This is a genomic window from Paenibacillus sp. GCM10027630 (assembly GCF_042676305.1).
In the GTDB taxonomy this organism is placed as follows: Bacteria; Bacillota; Bacilli; order Paenibacillales; family NBRC-103111; genus Paenibacillus_S.
Window position 1 is genome coordinate 298,612 of the sequence record NZ_JBHTGY010000015.1, and the last position, 20,696, is coordinate 319,307.

At 48.3% G+C, this 20,696-nt stretch carries 6 protein-coding genes and 2 pseudogenes; all 8 read right to left on the minus strand.

All coding sequences use genetic code 11. The features are described from left to right. Positions 1-228: 228 nt before the first annotated feature. The gene (locus ACFQ0C_RS08985) at positions 229-735 is read right to left on the minus strand and encodes a hypothetical protein (protein ID WP_379365969.1); all 507 of its coding nucleotides are present in this window, start codon (positions 733-735) and stop codon (positions 229-231) included. Next, positions 735-2,891 carry an ABC transporter transmembrane domain-containing protein gene (locus ACFQ0C_RS08990; protein ID WP_379365971.1) on the minus strand — a complete coding sequence of 719 codons (2,157 nt, stop codon included), beginning with the start codon at positions 2,889-2,891 and terminating at the stop codon, positions 735-737. Before ACFQ0C_RS08990 ends, ACFQ0C_RS08985 begins: the two co-directional genes overlap by 1 nt. A gap of 375 nt (positions 2,892-3,266) precedes the next feature. Next, positions 3,267-4,421 (minus strand): YecA family protein, encoded by a 1,155-nt coding sequence (locus tag ACFQ0C_RS08995; RefSeq protein ID WP_379365973.1) that lies wholly within the window; start codon positions 4,419-4,421, stop codon positions 3,267-3,269. A gap of 620 nt (positions 4,422-5,041) precedes the next feature. Continuing rightward, positions 5,042-9,289, minus strand: coding sequence for an S-layer homology domain-containing protein (locus tag ACFQ0C_RS09000; RefSeq protein ID WP_379365975.1), 4,248 nt, complete (start codon positions 9,287-9,289; stop codon positions 5,042-5,044). A 701-nt stretch (positions 9,290-9,990) separates the two neighbouring features. Then, a pseudogene (locus ACFQ0C_RS09005) lies at positions 9,991-10,187 on the minus strand (transposase); the annotation flags it as partial. Positions 10,188-10,212: 25 nt separating this feature from the next. After that, a pseudogene (locus ACFQ0C_RS09010) lies at positions 10,213-11,600 on the minus strand (FAD-binding oxidoreductase). A gap of 508 nt (positions 11,601-12,108) precedes the next feature. Continuing rightward, positions 12,109-17,310: an InlB B-repeat-containing protein gene (locus ACFQ0C_RS09015; RefSeq protein ID WP_379365977.1), complete on the minus strand. Its 5,202-nt coding sequence runs from the start codon at positions 17,308-17,310 to the stop codon at positions 12,109-12,111. A 228-nt stretch (positions 17,311-17,538) separates the two neighbouring features. Next, positions 17,539-20,055, minus strand: a complete 2,517-nt coding sequence (locus ACFQ0C_RS09020; RefSeq protein ID WP_379365979.1) for a winged helix-turn-helix domain-containing protein — start codon at positions 20,053-20,055, stop codon at positions 17,539-17,541. Between the last annotated feature and the right edge of the window lie 641 nt (positions 20,056-20,696).

A 20,696-nucleotide genomic window follows, 5' to 3' on the forward strand; every position in this document is an offset into this window, starting at 1 on the left:
AATATAGGATTGATTTCTACTATTCTATAAAGTATCTTTACATTAAACGATACAGGGGGTGAAAATCATGGGAGATGCAGGATGTCAGGACGGCTCAATTAAGACTACACGTGGACCAGCTAATCCAAGACAATAGAGGCAATCAAGACCGGCAGCCGATGTCGGTTTTTTAACGAATAAAGGAAGTGTAGATTTTCAGCGGAGCTGAACCGTTTCTTCCTGCATCTTTCATGAGGTGTATCGCATGACATATTGACTCAGTCTCTCTGGTGTCGTGACGTATAAGCTCAGCATGCCGCACGGATACAGTTCCGTACTGTGAAGCGTTGAAAATTTACCAAGCAGCCTCTGATGTTGGTCGGTCGGTGTACAATAGAACTCGATCTTGTCCACTAAGTCATGCAATTCAAGTTCACGTTCGACCAAGGCCGCCATAGCTCCTAGTAATCCCTTCCCGCCACGAAAACCCGACTCAAAGTAAATAAGCTGCACTTCGATTCGGTTTCGATCTTCGCTACCATCCTCCCCGTAGCCGTACGTGTATGCGAGAACCCCGCGTACCTGACCGGAGAGATCCAACCCAACCATAAACCCTTTGTCATAAATGGAAGTATAGATTGCTTGGAGAACGCTGCTCCACTGGTAAGGAAGGCCGAGATCTTCAGCGTACCGGCACAAAAACCGTACTCCCTCCTCTGCTTTTTGTTCCGTTTCGGCGACAATCCACTGCAGCATTAATTCTCTCTCCTTTGAATTCTCGTTTTTAATGTGGCTTCGAGCGCCTCCCGAATAGATGAATAACTCTTCATTAGCGGGTGAAAATGTTCGTACGACAGAGACAGCAGCAAGCAGGGCGTTAGCGTAATGACGCTAGCCGTTCTCGGAATATGATGCATAAGCGCAATTTCTCCAAAATGATCGCCATCCTCCAGTATCGCTACCCTGCTACGTTCTCCCGAATTCGAAGTCCTGACAATTTCAACCTTCCCTCTTGCAATCAAATAAAAGGTTTCTCCTGGATCGCCTTGCTCGAAAACAGTCGTTCCTGCATCGATTTTCTCAGCAACAAAAAGTCGGGATAGTTGATCCAATGCGCCTTGTTCGATTCCTTGGAAAAAAGGAAGCTTACGTAAACGTTCCGCTTGCACCTGCGCGTTGCTTCCTCTTCTGGACAGCACGAATCCTTGCTGCTTGTCCCACATTCGGCGGTATAATCCATCCTGCTCCAACAATTGCTCATGCTGCCCTGTTTCGGTTACCTTGCCTTTATCGAGGACGATGATACGATCGGACATCGCCGCGTATGCCAAACGATGCGTCACCGAAATAATTGACATGCTGCGGCTGAGCGACAGGATTGTTTCATTGACGGATTGTTCCGTATCCGGATCAAGCGCCGAAGTGGCTTCGTCCAGAAATAATATATTGGGACTTCTTAAAAGCGCACGGGCCAGCGCAATCCTTTGCCGTTGTCCACCGGACAAATTATCGCCGTGATTGCGGACCATGGTATGATAGCCTTCCTGAAACGCTGCAATGGTTTCGTGAATCTCGGCCGCTCGCGCAGCTTTCTCAACCTCTTCATCCGTCGCATTCGGCTTGCCTACTACGATATTGTCGCGGATCGAGCCATGGAAAAGAATTGAATCCTGAAAAACAATACCGACCTGCCCCAGCAGTGAAGAATACCGGACTTCCCGAATATCGTGGCCGTCATACATCACAGATCCGTTTTCCGGATCGGCGAATCGCAGCATGAGCTGAAGCACCGTACTTTTTCCCGAGCCGCTTGTGCCGACAATAGACGTATATCCGCGCAAAGAAATGCTCAGATCAAAATGCTGAAGTACCGGCTCGCCGGGAACATAGGCAAAGGTGATATCGCGGAGCTCGATATGGGAACGGACGGTGGGCAGCTCCTTGACTCCCCGCTCTGTCACTTCCGGCTTCGAATCCATCACCTGATGCAGGCGCTGAAGGCTTGTTTTCGCCGCCAGTATATAAGGCAGAATAGCAGCTATGCCGTACATAGACTGACCGACAGTAGAAAAGACAGAGGTATAGGCAATAAATTCACCAATAGAAAGCCTTCCGTCAAATGTCAAATAGCTGCCGTACGCAAGTATGATCGCCGTCAAAATCGAAATGCCAAGCAAGGGCAGACGATTCAGATTGGCATCGACAAAAGAGCGCTTGACACCTACTGATGCCATCGTTCGAAGAATACCTTCCACTTTATTCAGCATACTTTGGCGCATATCGAACACCCTGATCACCCGATAGGCCTTCATGTTCTCATCAATTGAGCTATTGAACTGCCCAAGGTGCTCATAGTATGTATGGGTTAGGGCAAGCGAACGAGACTTCAGCATTCGGTATGGCACGAAGATCAGGATTGTACCCCCGAGGGCCAGCAGAGTAAGCTTCCACTCCATTGTGAACAGGATGCATAGACCAATAGCGACGCTGGAGACGGATAACAATCCCCCGCCAAACGCCTGGAGCAATGCTGACTGGATCTCCGGAATATCGTCGGAATACCTCGCAAGAAGGTCGCCGAATTGGAAGCGATCATAGAATCGGTGAGACTGGGCTTGCATGTGCCGAAACAGTGCGATCCGATAGTCGAACAACACTTTGGCACCTAGCCGGGCTTTGGCGTAGTCACTGGAAATTCCGGTAATGACGTTCAGTAGCCCTATGGCAACCAATGCCCCGACAACGATCGCTAGAGCCTCTATATCACGGGGCAGCAGTGCTTTATCTATTAAATATTTATAGCTGAGAGAGGAAAGATACCGAAACAACAAATCGATCAACACTCCAAATACGATGACCGAAATAAAAAAAGGTGACGAACGGACGGCTGTAACTATGGTTTTCCATACCATTTCTACGATTCTCCTTTAAGTGTCAAGCAGTCTGCAAATGGAAAAATATCCCCTAAGTAATCATATCATATTTAATAGAATATCTGAGGCTGCCTTCAATAAATGTTCAAGCTCAAAAGGCATTTTGAGATTTTTCAGCTTCTGACGCAGCTTACTCTAGGCTGACAACCTTAGCGAGACATGTCCATGCCATGCTCAGCTGCAATACTGTGTAAGTGTAAAAAGGAGCCTGCCACATCAAGTGGCAAAGCTCCTTTTTGCTTTTACACTATAGAGACAAGGGGAGTTGCCCCCTGTCCGAAGATAACGCCACATAGGCTTCTACGGGTGTAGTCACAGTTTTGATGCTACCACGTAGTTTCCGCCCATCATTCCTCACTGGCCGCAGCATTTCTTATACTTCTTACCGCTCCCGCATGGGCAGGGCTCATTCCTCCCCACCTTAACAGACACTGCTTGCTGGTCAAGATATATAATATTGTTATTCTTTGTTGTCTGATTGGAGCTCGAACCTAGTTCAGCAGGTGTATGCCCACGATTGGGCCAAATCCTAGTATGATTATAGACATCTATAATCAGCGGTATAATCGCCTGCAGTTGCTCCTTTGTATTAAAACGAATATTTCTTCTCTCAAACTCATCCACGATTGCGTCTATCGGCTCTTCCATAGAGCACATAAGCTGAATATCTTCCACAAGGGATTCTGCAAGCCATTTATCCTTGCATAGGTGCTGTGAAATATATTTATGCAAGCTGGCCAACTGAGGAGTCTTTTCGAAATAATCCGACTCTGCGTACTTTAGAAACTCACACTTGTCTGGAATATAGTAAGGTTTATACTTAACATCCTCAAGAAGTGCATCTTTATCATCTCGATCATCATAATCAAAATAATCACTGATAACATCGCCGCGTTCCAAGTACCATGTTCGACCCCTGCTTGAAATCTTTACGTAAACACTATAAAACTCGTTCACAGTCAGTTGATACTTATTTTGTGAATTGAAAATTTCGATGATCTTGTCCTGGGGACAGATCCCATATAAATTAGCCGATGCATTGATATACTGTGAAACTAACTGTAAACGGTCACGGTCTTCAAGGAAAGCTTTCTGCGGTAGGCTATGATACGCTTCCTTGATCTCCTCAGGAATTAAGAAGTACATCTTCTCCTCATTATAAAAGGAATAAAGCAAGCCTTTCCCCATCAAAAACAAATATATCTCTGGATACAGTGTGTCATCCTGGACATAAGGAGCCTCTAGAAGCCTATTTATTAATTCCCACTCCTTAGTTTCTGCAATTAATAAGGCAGCTCTCACTACATTGACATCCATAAGATGCTGATACAGCGCATCTGCAAGGTCCTGCTTCTTCATCTTGGATCGACCTGGAAGTTCGTAACTGGAAGCAAGTAAACTTAATCGCTCCTTTGTAAGGATTTGAAGATTATCCTCCAGCCTTGTTCTGACTTCGCCTTTTATCGCATATTGGATGTTCAACTCTCCTAGCCTTTTTGAAAAATCCATCCTCATTTCCCTTCTTCTATTCATTTGATATGGCTATATTACTGATCCAGTATCTAAGAGTACATTTTTAATATGAAGTTTTCGTCCATCAAAAATGACGTCAATATCAACAATTGGAAGACCTTATAGCAATCTCAGCTTTACCGCCATCTTTTAAATCCTGCCCATTTCTCCTCAATCTTCAAATCAGGACGGGAAGTATAAATAAAATAGATTTCTTTTGCTTCCATTATATCATAAATAAAATCCGATCAAACAACGTCCGACAGGCCTACTCCACTAACACCGACTCGAACCTCTTCCCCTAAAAGTGCCTTAAACCCTTGATGGGAGAGTGGGTCAAGATTCTGAGGGGAGCATCGAAATCCCGATTACCTAGCAACGAAGCAGATTGCAGCGGTAAACTTCGATGCCATGCTCGTCCACACGAACGCACAAATACGGGCATTCCCTTGCCGCTCCCTGCGCGCGGAAATGAACCCATGGGGTTGCCTCTGTTTATGATCAAATACAAAGGGATGGTTTTATCACCCGAAAATTAGTTAATCGACATGCATGGCACAACCAAAATAAGCAGCTGACTCCTCAAAGTCAGCTGCTCATTTGTATTTATTGATATTTTATTTTACAACTTTTTCAATGAACCTTTGGATGATAGTCGATGATTGTGCTCTGGTTGCAGTATCTGTCGGAGCAAGAATATTATTTTCATAGCCACCGATTAACCCTGAGCCTATTGCCCATTCCATAGGTCCTTTAGCCCAGCTTGATAATTTATTTCCGTCAGTAAAGGCATCCACGTTCTTGGTACTAGAAATGTCATATCCTTTATGCTTTGCATAATTGTACAGTATAGTGCATAGTTGTTCTCTTGATATGTCATCATTCGGTCCGAAGAGCCCATTTCCATAGCCACTTATAACGGTGTTTGATGAAGCCCAAGCAACGGCACCACTATACCATGTGTCTGTCTTAACATCCGTAAAGCTGCTTTCCAATGCTGACGGATTGCCTTCTAGTCTATAAAGAATAGTCACTAACATGGCTCTAGTGATATTTTGAGTTGGGCTAAAGCTGTTTTCGGATGTTCCTACCATAAGCCCTTTTTCGCTCATAAATTTTATACCATTATAGAACCAATCATTTTCCCTTACATCGGTGAATTTTTTAGAATCTGAAGTCCCCGGAACTTCTTTGTCTCCACCTTTGGCTTGTTCTTTCTTATTGAATGCAGGCTCAACTTTAGCCCCGCCTTCAGGCATGATAAAGCTATAGGTGCCATCTGCATTTTTAGTGATGTTTACTTCCTTACCATTTTGATCGAATACCTTAATAGTATCCAACTTATAGCCCTCATTTGGCGTGACGGTAATGGTTACCTTGCTTCCGGCAGTTGCTTTGGCTATGTCGTAAGAAACCGAACCGTTTGTCGCCTTGGTACCTTCCGACACGGAATAACTTGTAGAGGCACTGCTACCGCCTCCGCCTCCGCCACTGCTACTTCTACTGCTACCGCTTATGGAAATGCTCAAATTAATGGAGGTGCTTCCCACATCGTTTGTAGCTTTTACTGTGAAGCTTGCTGTACCTGCTGCAATCGGTGTACCGCTTATATTGCCTGTCGATGCTTCCAGTGAAAGTCCTACCGGCAAGCTACCGCTTGCAATACTCCAGGTTATTGGGGTATCGCCTGTTGCAACTAACTTTTGACTGTAGGCTGCGCCAATTGCGCCACTTGGTAAGTTGCTTGTGGTAATAGTTGGGGCTACCGGAGTTAATAATGTGCGCGTTACACTTGGCCCATGACCAGTCCATTTTCCAAAAGTCAACTGGTTCCGAGGAAGATCGGTATTTTTTGTACCAGTAAAGCCTGTGGAGCCGCTAAGTCCGCCTGAGCCTGACGCGTATTTTAGAATCTCGCTTCCCGCTTCCACCGAGATTGTATAAGGAATATTGGGAAGAAGTCCGGCAGTGGAAAGCACATAAGTATTTTGACCCGGTTTAACGGTTGGTTTCGCGGTCGCTTGAACTGCTCCACCGTCCACCGGCACGCCGTTAATCAAAACGCGGTAGCCGGCAAATCGTGCGGTATCGCCATTGGAATAATCCGTCACGTCTTTTTCGTTCCATGTGATGGTCATATCATCCCCAATCCGCTTGCCACCGCTGACGGTAAGCTTGCTGCCGGGAGCCCACGTCGGAATCTGCATTAAGGTGCCCGGAACGGTAGTGATCGTAACCGGACCCCACTGAGGCCCTTTTTGTCCAATCCAGTTGACGGCTTTCATCGTGACATCATAGGTCACGCCATCATCCAGCCCCCACAGCGAGTAACCTAGCCGGCTGGAGTTTTCAAAATAGGCTTTATACGTTTTGGTAGCATATTTTGCATTTTTCGGCGTTGCCGTTAGCTCGTAATAATGCACACCGTATACAGCGTCGGTAACGGCATTCCAAGAGAAATCCTGCCAGGAAATACCCGTGATGTTTGCAGCTTTAACTTTAAAATTCGGTGATGTAGTCGAAATCGTAGATGCACCAAGCGTTGCAGCACCCGTCGTTACCATCGACTCCAGCAGTTTACCATAGGAGGCATTTGCACCTGTCGTCTCCGGTCGGATCGCAACTTTGTAAGAGGTGCTCGGGCGCAGCGCGATTACCGTGGATTGCGGACCTGATCCCGTACTCGTTACAATCTTTTTTTGCTGATATCCATAGCCATCCAGCATATCAACCAACACGACGTACTGCGTCGCATTATTGATGGCGGGCCAATTTAAAGTGACATTATAAGTATTGGCCGTCACGGTGAGTGCGCCACTCCCATTCAGCGCATCCGGCTTACGATCGGCGGTCCCAGCGCTATTCTCGATCGTGACGTTTTTGCTGTTGGTGGTTGTAATGGCACCTCGAAGACCTGAAATATTGCGGAACGTAACATCTGAGATGCCGTTTATCGCAATGTTACCACCACTTCCAACGTAAGAAAGGATCTTGATATCCTCGAACGTGAAATTGCGCAGCACTGGGCTTACGGCATAGGCGGAGCTGCCGGGTGCCCCTGCGTTAATCAGCGGTACATTAGTGTTTGACACCGTCATATTGCGTACCAGCACGTTTTCGAACGTCAGCGGCTGCTCGCTTTCCGGACCGAAGGCTGTGCTGGCGTTACCGTCGGTGTAAGATGTGTCAATCACAATCGTGCTGTTTCCACCGCTCGAATAGTTGACCGCATTGTCGCGTACGACAATATTACGGATACCGCCGCCGGTGGTAGCGCCAGACTTCATACGCAAGACGCCGTTACTTCCTGTTTCGCTCGTATTGTAGACATTCTCTTCCGCGACCAGATCACCGATCCAGCCGCCGGTATGGCTGCCCATCGCCAACAGGCCTCCATGGCCGTTTCGAATAAAGTTATTGAAAACGCGGCCCTCTCCGCTTGCCACTTTGTCGGTCAAATTGCGTACGCTCGTGCCCTGACCGGCTGCAAAGTTGATGACGTCGTCACCGGTATCCCAAAAGCTGTTCATGACCTTAAGATCAAGGCAGTCACCAAACTCGATACCATCGCCGTTGTTGGCGTCGAACATCATCGCAACTATTCCGTTAGCAGTAATCTGCTCGGACTGATAATTGACGATTCCGTGAAAAGCGGGATTATAGAAGGTCAGCCCCTCGTAATACAAGCCGTGCACGCCGCGCGCTACCGTCAGATTGGGGCGAGCATTGTACCATTGCGAGAGAGCTGAATTCGGGGTTTGATCCTGACGCGACTGCCACATCGCATCAGCCGCGAGGATGCCTCTTACTGCGAGGGAATCAGATGCGCTATTATTATCAACAGTTGAGTTGCTGCCTCCCTGGTAGTTCGGTAATTTCCAATCATTTCCGGTTGGATCTGTGAAACCGGGAGATGGATCCACCGCCGTTTTGTTCTGTACGACGCTTGCGGTAGTATTCTTCCATCCGTTTCCATCTACTGCGCCCTCTCCAACGATGCGGATGTTCTCCAAGGAGCCAATGTCCGAGGTTACGGCATTCAAGAGGCCATATGTCCGGATATCCTGTGAATAAGGATATACCAGAAGGCTGCGCGGATAGTGGTCAAATACAGGCGAGCCAAGCAATACAGCCCCTTTTGCAATTTCGAACGTCATATTGCTGTGCAGAAACAATGAGCCGCTAGTGTAATACCAAGGCTCCGCATTGTTTCCGCTTCCCTTCAATACAACCTTGCCGCCTGGAGGTGTGGCGTCGATCGCAGCCTGAATCGCGGCCGTGTTGTCTGCGATATTTTTTATAACCGTTGCATTATTGTTTGCGCCCCGAATTATATAGTCTCCAGACTTAGAAGTAATATAGGTTGCGCCACGGCTGGCAGCGTCTATGACGATAGGTGTAGACGTGGTTGAAAAGATAAGCGGCGCACTAAAATCAGACGTTGTCTTGTCAGCGTAAACGGCCCGCACCTTAAATTCATAATTCGTCTTGGGTGCTAGACCGGTCGCCGTATAGGAAAGGATACTGATCCGATGATGCTGCGTGCTCAATTTCCCGTAAAATGCGTCCATATACGTATTGACATAGGAATAATTGTCTTTAAAATTTTCGCTTGCAAAACCGAGACGTTTTCCATCCTGGTATACCTCATAGTCCACGATTTTTACTGCACTTTTATAATAGTCATCCGGCTTTTCCCAGGTAAGTACAATTTTTGATTCATCAAAGGCTAATGGAGGTACGGATAAGTTTTGCGGCGCTCCGGAATAGCTGCCCGCTGCATGAACATGCATTGCTGGAAATAAACCAACTAGCAGAGCCAGTGAGAGGATGAAGCTGCAAATAATATTAGCTTTCTTCTTCATTTTCATTTTCTCCTCTTGTTAAAATTGTTAGCTTTATACATTTGCCTTTGAATCTCTCTCCTGTACTGCGAGAAAGATTAGATCATTTCCCCATATTCCCCTTTCTTAATTCCCCTCTCCTATTTACTTGGATTGCGAGTCATTACAGTCACCATTAAAGCGCTTACATTGAATTTCTGTCAATAGATCGAATTTAACTAATCGAGAAAATAGCGCAGTTGACGGTAAATGTTCGTACCAATTGGGTGTAAAACACTCGATAGGGGAACCAATTCGTTTTACATTATAGAAGCAAGCAATAGAATCGAAAATCCGTTCCTTAGCTACTTTTCGAATTTAAACTTTCTAAATGCTCTAGTTCTTTTTTCAATATGCGTTGATAGTTTTCTCTATGTATCTCGCAGGCTATGGTTAGAATGATCATTCGGGAACAAGCTGATCAAACCCCGCCAAACGAAATGAACTGTTCTTTCCGTCCACACAAAAGCTCTAGCATAACATGCAAAACCGGCCCCTCTGTGCGATCGGATACCAGATCTGGGCCATTGTTTCGAATCTTACAACAGCGTATCTTGCATTAAGTCCCCTCCATCCCAAGGAGAGCCTGTTAAATAACGGCAAGGTGCTGTCTCAAAAGTAGTTTTTACTACTGAGAGACAGCTCTTTTCCTTAATAATGACAAAAAGCGGTTGAATCAGGGCTCAAACTTGCTTCTGAATCTGCCCTTTTTGGTTCTCTGTTACCCATTTGAGCATTTTATGGGCAAGCGAAAGCCTCCCACTTCCAGGCTCACTTTTGGCAAGCCGTGAAGCAGGAATCGCCGGGAGTTCCGGTTACTCTTCAATTGTCCAAACACACTCTCTGGCTCAGTCATTCGACGAACCGAGAGCTTGTAGCCCTTCCTCACTTTTGAGCTTCAAACACTACCTGCGTGCTGGCGGGATGCTCTGTGGAAAATGGAAGATGTTCTTAGGGTCGTAATCCGCCTTTACTCGTGTCAGTCTGGCGAAATTACTACCGTAGTAAGCCTGCTGCCAGTTTTTAATTTGGAGGTCTGGTGTATTGACGTAGACACCGCGGGTATAAGGGAGCATTGCCTTACGGAAGTTTTCTACCCAACGGATTCCCCGTCTCGATCCGCTTGTGTGTTCCAGGTTGCAGTCGGAGTCATATTATACAAAGCCCGGCGATAGTAGTAAGCTGTAGCGCGATTCGGCACCTTAGCTACCGCACCGCCTAAGCCGTGAAGGAAAATAGAGACGCCAGAAGTAGGCGGTGATTCAATGTAACGCCGTATTGTGGCAATGGCAGCCTCGGGCAGCCGATGATAGACGTAGGGTCCAACACTTTTAAAGGGAAAGGGAGTTGTTGGCGTAGTCTTCGCTACTAGTCCAACGGACTCAATCCAAGGTATCTCCTTGATAACTACCTTCCGTGGCGACCCAGACCGAAGTAATGGCTGGAGTAATTGTCGTAGCTTTTTAGCAGATCCTAGGAAGACCCCCTGCATCAATATTTGAAAATTCTCTGAAGACTGCTGGTTTGAAGATCTTGACTGTGAGGATTGCCGTCCATTTGCAATCCCAAGGGTAACGGTGAGCCGCTCGTTAGCTCCTGGAACCGTATAGCCCTGCCAAGTCCGAAGGACTGCTTCCAAATAACGAAGGTCCCAACCGATTTCGGCAAAACCAACTGTTTCAATGGGGTGAGTACGGAAGCGGAAGTTTGTGCAGATTCCGAAGTTTCCACCACCGCCACCACGTAATGCCCAGAAGAGGTCAGGGTTCTTGTTAGCACTGGCGTGAATCAAGCGTCCTTCAGCGTTAACCATTTCTATATCAACCAAATGGTCGAGCGTGAGACCATAGGGACGAGACAGAATACTGTGACCGCCTCCAAGAGTAACTCCAGCAATACCTGTCGTTGGGCAAAGTCCTACGGGCACTACTAACCTTTCGTTCCAAAGCGCTGAGTTCAAGGCACCACCCCTAATGCCCGCCTGCACCGTGGCAATGCCACGCTTGCGGTTCACATCCACCTCGTGCATGTCGCTCACGTCAATTACGATTCCTCCGTCAACGACAGATAAGCCCTCGTAACTGTGACGGCCGGAGCGCATACGAATCGGTACGTTATTATAGCGAGCCCAACGAAGGGCGTTGATTACATCTTGAGTCTTCTGAGCAAATACGATCACTCGCGGAAATTTGTTAAAGTAGGTGTTGAACTCCCGACGAGCCGAGTTGTATTGGGAATTCCCTGGCACAACGATACGTCCCGTTAATTCCGGTTCCTTCCCACGTCTTAATATTCGAGGAGCATATCGTTTATCGATTAGTAATCCTAAAGTTTTTCTTTTCTTTTTATTCTTCCTCAGGCTTCGCAGCACATTAATTTTGACTTTCAATTTACGTATTGGCTTTTTTACCTTCAATCTTTCCACATCCCTATCCACATTTTTTGCTTTTACCGAAGCAAAACAACCGCTATAGACCATGTTCTCGTATACATAGGATGTTAGCCTGTAAAGAAATGCTTGGATGAATGTGGAGAACTGTGAGAAAATTTATTTTGTGCTGTTATCCAAGGTTAACGGATGTCGCTTCGTTGTTAGTTGCCATTTGAGCTTCCGAACTTGATTCAATTTACAGTCACGAAGGCGACCCATCAACAGCAACCCAGAATAATACAGAAAGACACTGGGACAAGTTGTAAGAATAAATTTCCTCGCAGCGAGCTGCGGGGAATTGGACCCACCTTTTATTCAAAAACAAGGGTGCTTTGAATTTGACTTCAAAGCACCCTTGCAAGAGGTTCATTTACTTGCCCTTTTGCGCCAGCATCTTCAGTAGCACCGTTACTGCCTCTGCTCTCGTAGTCTTTTCCACAGGAGCAAATTCGTCCGCGCCTTTGCCTTCGATAATGCCAAGCTTCTTCATCGCCGCCACTGCGCCCTTCGCCCATGCTGGAATGTCCTTGTCGTCCGCAAAGCCTGTTGCCGTTGTATTTTCAACGGACTGTCCCAGCGCTTTGGCGATCATCACTGCCATCTCTGGGCGAGTGATTTCGGCATCCGGACGGAAAGTGCTGTCCTCGTAGCCTGTAATGATACCTGCATACATCGCTTGTGCGACCGACTTCTGCGCCCAAGCGCCGATCTTCGCCTTATCGGTGAACGCTAGTACCAAGCCGTCTCCTTGCGGTTTGAGCACGTTCATCAGCATGACCGCAAATTCCGCACGCGTTACGGTATGATCCGGCTTGAACGTGCCGTCCGGATAGCCGCTGACAATTCCGGCGCTTACCGCTTGCTTGATGGTAGCTTCCGCCCAGTGTACGGAGATATCGTTGAAGTTGACAGCTTGCTTCGTGTCTGCCGTCGAATCTGAATCTTGCCCTTCGCCTAATACCGCATACTTCGTGAAGTGGTTAACTTTTACGGTGATGGTATTGCCGTTTACCGTGCCGCCGACTTTCACCCATACCTTCTTCGCTTCGTCATAGTAGAATACGGAAGGCTGTTGACCTTTCTTCATGCTTTTCAGGTCGAAGGTGAAGGTCAGCGTGATCTCCTTGCTGAAGTTCTCCGGGAAATTCTTCAGAATTTCGACTACCGGGCTGGCCAGAACATCGTTTTTCGTGAGCAACTTTTGAGCGTCTGCTACTATTTCGATCGTTAATTTCAGCTCTTTGTCGGAAGCATCGGCAGGAATCGAGATGTTGACCGCATCACCCAAGCTAACCTCACCCGTTTTGCCGACGGGGAGCGTCAGTGTACCGTTGGTCGAGGTAACTATATCGATTGTGGACGTTGATGATGAGCTTCCACCGCCGCTAGAAGATCTGCCCGTGTTGTTGGCCGTCCACTTCGCGTACAGTGTCACATTCGTAGCTCCCATGCTGAACGTAGCGCCAGCGGCATAAGTCGTTCCGTTTCCATCCGCTTGCGTGTCCCAACCCGCGAACGTGTAGCCGGTCTTCACCAGATTGCCAGTGTTCCCATACACCGAAACTGTAACGCCCTGCACATACGAGCCGCTATCGGTCGGTGCGCTGCCTCCGGAGTTGCCATTACCGTTATAGGTTACGGTGTAGGTAGGATTCGCCATCGGATCTGCCGTCCACTTCGCGTACAGTGTCACATTCGTCGTTCCCATGCTGAACGTAGTGCCTGCGGTATAAGTCGTTCCGCTTCCGTCCACAGCTGTGTTCCAGCCAGAGAACGTATAGCCGGTCTTTACCAGATTGCCAGTGTTGCCGTACACCGACACCGTGACGCTCTGCGCATACGAGCTGTTGTCGGCCGGAACGCTGCCAGAGGTAGCCCCATTGCCGTTATAGGTTACGGTGTAGGTTGGATTCGCCGTAGGATTCGCCGTCCACTTCGCATACTGCGTCACGTTCATCGTTCCCATGCTGAACGTAGTGCCTGCGGTATAAGTCGTTCCGTTGCCATCCGCTTGCGTGTTCCAACCTGCGAATGTGTAGCCCGTTTTCACCAGATTTCCGGTGTTCCCATACACCGAAACTGTGACGCCCTGCGCATACGAGCTGCTATCGGTCGGTACGCTGCCAGAGGTAGCCCCGTTGCCGTTATAGGTTACGGTGTAGGTAGGATTTGCCGTCCACTTCGCGTACAGCGTCACATTCGCCGTTGCCATGCTGAACGTAGTGCCTGCGGTATAAGTCGTTCCGTTGCCATCCGCTTGCGTGTTCCAACCCGCGAATGTGTAGCCCGCTTTCACCAGATTTCCAGTGTTGCCATACACCGACACCGTGACGCCCTGCGCATACGAGCCGCTATCGGTTGGTGCGCTGCCTCCAGAGTTTCCATTACCTCTATAGGTTACGGTGTAGGTAGGATTCGCCGTCCACTTCGCGTACAGCGTCACATTCGCTGTTCCCATGCTGAACGTAGCGCCAGCGGCATAAGTCGTTCCGTTGCCATCCGCTTGCGTGTTCCAACCTGCGAATGTGTAGCCGGTCTTCAACAGATTTCCCGTGTTGCCATAAACCGAAACTGTGGCGCCCTGCGCATATGAGCCGCTATCGGCCGTAACGTTGCCAGAGGTAGCGCCGTTGCCGTTATACGTTACCGTATACGACGGAATAACCGCTACCGTATACGTTACCTTCGTGGTTCCATCCTGCGCGGTAACAATGACCTTCTTGCCCGTTGCCAAAGCTGTAGCTACGGTGGTTCCGTCTGCATCGTACACCTCAAACGTTGCATTCGCTGCCGGCGTGATCGCTGCCTTGAGCGCAGCTAACGTTGTGCCGTATGGAATGTTCGTGATGCTTTCATTCGCGGTTCCGCCTGTGCTTACCGTTCCTATGGTGGAGGTCAATGTTGCAGCTGTGCTTAAGTTCACCGTTACCGTATACGTCACCTTCGTAGTTCCATCCTGCGCCGTTACAATGACCTTTTTGCCTGTTGCCAAAGCTGTAGCTACGGTGGTTCCGTCTGCATCGTACACTTCAAACGTTGCATTCGCTGCCTTCGTGATCGCTGCCTTGAGCGCAGCTAACGTTGTGCCGTATGGAATGTTCGTGATGCTTTCACTCACGGTTCCGCCTGTGCTTACCGTTCCTATGGTCGATGTCAACGTTGCATCTGTGCTTAAATTCACCGTTACCGTATACGTGACCTTCGTGATCCCATCCTGCGCGGTAACAATGACCTTCTTGCCCGTCGCCAGAGCAGTCGCTTCCGTGGTTCCGTCTGCATCATAGACTTTATACGTTGCATTTGCTGCCGGTGTAATCGCTGCTTTCAGCTCGTCTAACGTTGTGGCATATGGAATGTTCGTGATGCTTTCATTCGCGGTTCCGCCTGTGCTTACCGTTCCTATGGTGGAGGTCAATGTTGCATCTGTGCTCGGTGTCTGAACAGTGATCACCCCGCTCTTCGCCGATTCACCGGCCGCATTGAATGCGCTCACCGCAAACGTATAAGGGGTGTTCGGCACCAGTCCGTTCACCGTATAGGTGGCGCTAGTCACGGTGGCAATCGCCGTATTGCCCCCATTTTCGTAAATGTAGTAGCCAGTCGCTCCTGATACGGTATCCCATGACAGCGTAGTCGATGTAGACGTCGTGCTGTTGACCTGCAGATTCACAGGCGCTCCGGGAGCGATCAGTTGCTCTACACCGTTGTTTCCCCCTGCATATAGGTTGCCATTTGCCCATAGGAGGGAATTTATTTGATTCGGCGAACCGCTTACCTGTTCCCATGTACCGTTGCTGTACGACCATATGTCGTTATTATTGTAATCAATCCCTGCATACAGCGTACCGTTCACATTGATCAAGGCGTTCACACTACCCGGCGTATTGCTGGTCGTCATCTGCGTCCATACGGGTGTAGTTGCGTTCGTATCGTAGGTCCATACGTCATTGTGACCTACAGAGGTTCCCGCATACAACGTACCGTTCACATTGATTAAGGCATGCACACTACTCGGCATATTGCTTGCCGTCATCTGCGTCCATGCAGGCGAAGTCGCGGTCGTGTCATACGTCCATACGTCGTTCGTACCGCCCCCTGTTCCCGCATACAACGTGCCGTTCACATTGACCAAGGCATTCACATAACTTGGCACATTGCCTGCAGTCATCTGCGTCCATTCGGGCGAAGTCGCGGCAGTATCATACGTCCATATGTCATTGTTACCGTTATTACTCCCCACATACAACGTACCATTGACATTGAGCAAGGTATACACATTACTCGGCGCATTACTGATCGTCATCTGCGTCCATGCGGGCGTAGGCGCGGTCGTGTCATACGTCCATACGTCATTGTCATTGTCGTCATTACTAGTCCCCGCATACAGCTTGCCGTTTACATTGATCAAGGCATACACATAGCCCGGCGAGCCGCTCATCTGTGTCCATCCGCCACTGGCCGTGTATGCCCACACGGCATTCGTGTCATTATCTGTCCCCGCATACAACGTGCCATTGGCACTGAACAAGGTGTTGGTTCTGCCTGGCAAAACGCCCATCTGCGTCCACGTGCCGTTATTGTTCGTCCATACGTCGTTGCGTCCGGTCTGCGTCCCTGCATACAACGTCCCGTTGTCATCGAGCAAGGCATATACACTGCCCGGTGCGCCGGTCATCTTCACCCAACCGCCGCCAGTCGTGTACGTCCATACGTCATCGGAACCGGAACCGGAGGCAGTCCCCGCATACAGCGTGCCGTTCGCGTAGCGCAAGGTTTTCGCTCTCGCCGGCGCACCGTTTATTAGCGTCCATGTACTGTTGCTGTTATTGTACGTCCAAACGCTGCGGTTGTCTCCGCTTAGAGTCCCCGCCGCATACAGCGTGCCGTTTCCATTAACCAACGAAGCTACATATTTGGGATTGCTAACGCCGCTGCTTATCTGCGTCCAGCTACCGTTACTGTTCGCCCATACGCCGTTGCTTCCAGTCCCTGCATATAGCGTGCCATTTATATAGGTCAAGGCTTGTGCATCACCCGGCGAACCCATCATCTTCGTCCAACCGCCAACAGCCGTGTACGTCCATACGTCGTTGCTAGAGCCATTCGAAGTCCCTGCATAAATCGCACCGTTTACATCGATGATCAAGGAATACACATTGCCCGGCGAACCCATCATCTGTTTCCAACCGTCTCTGGCCGTATACGTCCATACGTTGTTGCCGTCACCCCACCCCCCCGCATACAACGTGCCATTTGCATCGGCGAGCAAGGTGCGCACCACGCTCGGCGAACCGTTCATCTTCGTCCAAGTACCGTTGCTGTTCGACCATACGTCGTTGTCCTCGTATCCCGGCGTCGCCGTCCCTGCATACAGCGTCCCTCCCACTTTGAGGAAGGTTTGCACGTTGGACGGTTGCACAGTTTGTCCCACCGCCGCCCAAGTTGGCGAGGTCGCATGTGCTACCTTGCCTGCACCCATGAATGGGAGGAGCATCAAGGCGAGTAAGCATGTCAGAACAATCCTCCCTGATCGGGAAGACCACATCTTGAGTCCTGATGTAGATAGTTTCATAAATTCATATACACCTCTTTATTTGTAATTATGATTGCAACCGACAAACACTGATATTTTCCTCGCCGCGCTTGTCGATTATTGCCACTTTCGTCCTAATATAAGACGATTTCAACACAAAAAAAATCCCCCATCTAAGGGGGAGGAACGTTAAAATAATGGGGGATATACCTCATACCAATATTTATTGTATAATAATAATTCTCCTCAATTGTGATAAATAGCTTTCTACAACCATTTTAATTCTTTTCCTTGCTCCAGTGCCTGTTCTCTGCTGTTCACTTGAAGTTTTCTATACATACTTTTCAGATGGCTCTTGACCGTTTCGGCTGTGATTTGAAGCTGTTCAGCGATCTGTTTATTCGACAGCCCCATGTCAATCATCCGTAATATTTTTAATTCCTGTTTCGTGATAAGAGCTCCCGAGCTTCCAGTCTCATTCATAGGATCCGACATCAGCAAAAGCAATTCCCTGGCGTAGAGCATGCTCGCAGACTTACGGTTAACGTTGATCTGCCTTTGACGGATATATTCACGTAACAGCTCAGCCATCTTTGCCCCTTCATCCACGAAGCTGCGGATGTATTTCCCCGGTTCCGCCAATTGGAGTGCCGCTTCAAGCTTCATTACAGCGTTCGTCATATCTCCATTTCGATAAAAAGCCATACTTTGCAGGATAACCACCTTAACCTTATCCCAGGTCCGATCAGCCTTATCGGCAAGCCGGTACAATTGTTCCAGCAGTTGCAAAGCTTCATCAACTTCCCGGTGTTCCATAAGTGCACTTACCAAATAAAGATATTCTTTGATCGGACCGGGCGGGATCGTATCGGTATGCTTGATGCCGCATGTTTGCAGCCAACGCTCATCGAAAGAACCGCTCGCCAGCGATACATAGGCCTTCTCCGCCTCTATCCTCCTCATAAACATTCTTTTGTCCACTGAATCGATCTTAGGTTTAACCCGCTCCAGCAACTCCAACGCTTTGGCCGAATCCCCCCTAGCCTGACAGATCCGCGCAGCATTGATAGAAGCACTTAACAGAATAAGAGCATAGGGCTGCATGCACGCTGAACTCAGTACCCTTTCCGCATAAGCTTCAGCTTCTTCCAAGCGGTTCCATTCATATAACAGCAAACTGTACGTATTGTAGAAAAAACCAACGTAGGGGTAATTGTCTCTACCTTCCCACACTTTGATCCATTTATAAAAGAATCTCTCCGCATCATGCAAATCATCGAAAAAGCTCAACAATGTATCGAAATACATCGAAAACGAGTTCGCTTCAATCATCTGGATGTAGCTGCCCTCTGGCGTATGCCGATCAAATATTTCAAAATATTCATTCGCTCGTCGAAAGTCTCTTCGGTAAAAAGAAACAGCCGCGGACAAAAAATGAACGGTTCCTGCGTAAGGTTTCCATTCAGGATCCGTTAGCTTGTCCTCCATTAAGCGAAGTCTTGCTTGTGCCAACTCCAGTTCATTGGTTTCGACCATCACTTTGACATAAAGAAACTGAATTCCCGGCTTTCCAGTAAAACAGGACTCCGGCAGATCGCGCAACCATCGATAAAGCACCCCTCTCTTCGCATGAAGGTTTTGCAGATGCTTTTCGATCAAAGAGCTTGCTTCGGGATGATGCCCATCCATAAACAATTGCTCTACCGCTTCTTCCAAAAATCCGTGCTTCTCTAGCCAATGGGCTGCCTTGACATGCAACTCCTTCGTTCGTCCCGCATACCTCTGCCGGAAAAGCCTCCGTAAAAACTCGGAAAACAAATGATGATAGCGATACCACTCCCGCTGATCATCCAATGAAACAATGAACAAATTATTCTGTTCCAGCATTTCCAGCAACTCCTGACAATTCGCTTGTCCGGTAACCGTCTCGCACAACGGGCCATTAATCCTGTCTACAATCGAAGTTTCCAATAGAAAGGACTGAATCTCGCTCGGCTGGAGACTAAAAACCTCCTGAAACAGATAATCGGATATGTTGCGGTGTTCCCCGCTAAAGGCGCGGATAAAATCCGAATAATTGCCGCTTCTTTGCAGCGAAATGGCCGCAAGATACAGTCCGCTGATCCATCCCTCCGTGCGGTGAACCAGCACCGCTATCTTTTCTCCCGACAGTGGCAATCCCATGCAATCCTGAAAATAACGAATTCCCTCCGCAAGTTGAAATCGCAGCTCCTGAATCGTGATTTTCACCATTTGGCCAGTCGTCTGCAGCCTTGCCGTAGGAAAGGGCATTTCAGCCCGGCTTGTTACATAGAGGTGGATGTGAGCGGGCAAATAAGCAAGAAAATAAGCCACCGAAGCGTGAATGAGGGCAAGATCAATCGCGTGATAATCGTCCCAAATCATGACCAATTCATCTGAATAGCTTTCAAGCTCGCGAATCATAGCTGAGAGTAATGGCTCAAACGCTCCCGACTTTAAGGATGGCAAATACGGGGTGACTGCTTCCGCAAAATGGGAGTTCTTACTATTGACTGCAGCGATCGTATAGCTCCAAAACTCAATCAGGTCATTATCTTGAGAGCCCCAGGAAATCCATACGGCAGGTATGGCGGACTGCTGCAGCCACTGACTCAAAGCTGTTGTTTTGCCGTACCCCCCGGGAGCCGTTACGGATGTAAGTTTACTCTTTAATCCTTTATTTAATAGCTCGGTGATCGCCGCCCGCTCAACAAGGTCATCGCGCCGCGTTTGCGGGATATAAAGTTTGGTACTCAGAATCATGGATCGGCACCTCGAATCTAACTGTGAACATCTTTTCATCATTATATCTGATTCTAATGATTTCAAGAAAGGTCTCACTCAAGGAAATTCTCTCCTTGGACTATTCCTATCCGGCAGAAAGGATGCATACACGCTGAAACGCTAATACTCTATAGGACGCCGTAAAAGAAAAAGCAGCCATCACAGAGGATACTCTGCGACAACTGCTTTCTAAGTTCGGGACCCACATCGCAAACCGCGATCTTCCTGAGATCAAGAAGTTCATCGGCAGCTATGTGGAAAAGGTGATTGTCTACGAAAAGCATGTAGAAGTCATCTTTAAGGTCCCTGTTGTGGATTTAACATATGGAGACGAGGGGAGTATGGACATGTCTGCTTTAACGTACTATCGACACCTACTCGATGAAGACAACCTTAGCGGTACATGTCCATGCCGTGCTCGCTCTGCTTTGCTGCGTTCCGCGCGGTCTGAACCCTTGCAGGGGTTCGCCGCCTCTCACCTTACATCCCCAAAATGCAAAAAGCACCGACCAGATGGTCAATGTCATTAAGTTAAGGCATAGGGCTAAATATCAAAAAAGAGCTGGTTATCGAAAAGATAGCCCGCTCTTTTTTTGCCTGAAGATGAAAAATAGGACTTG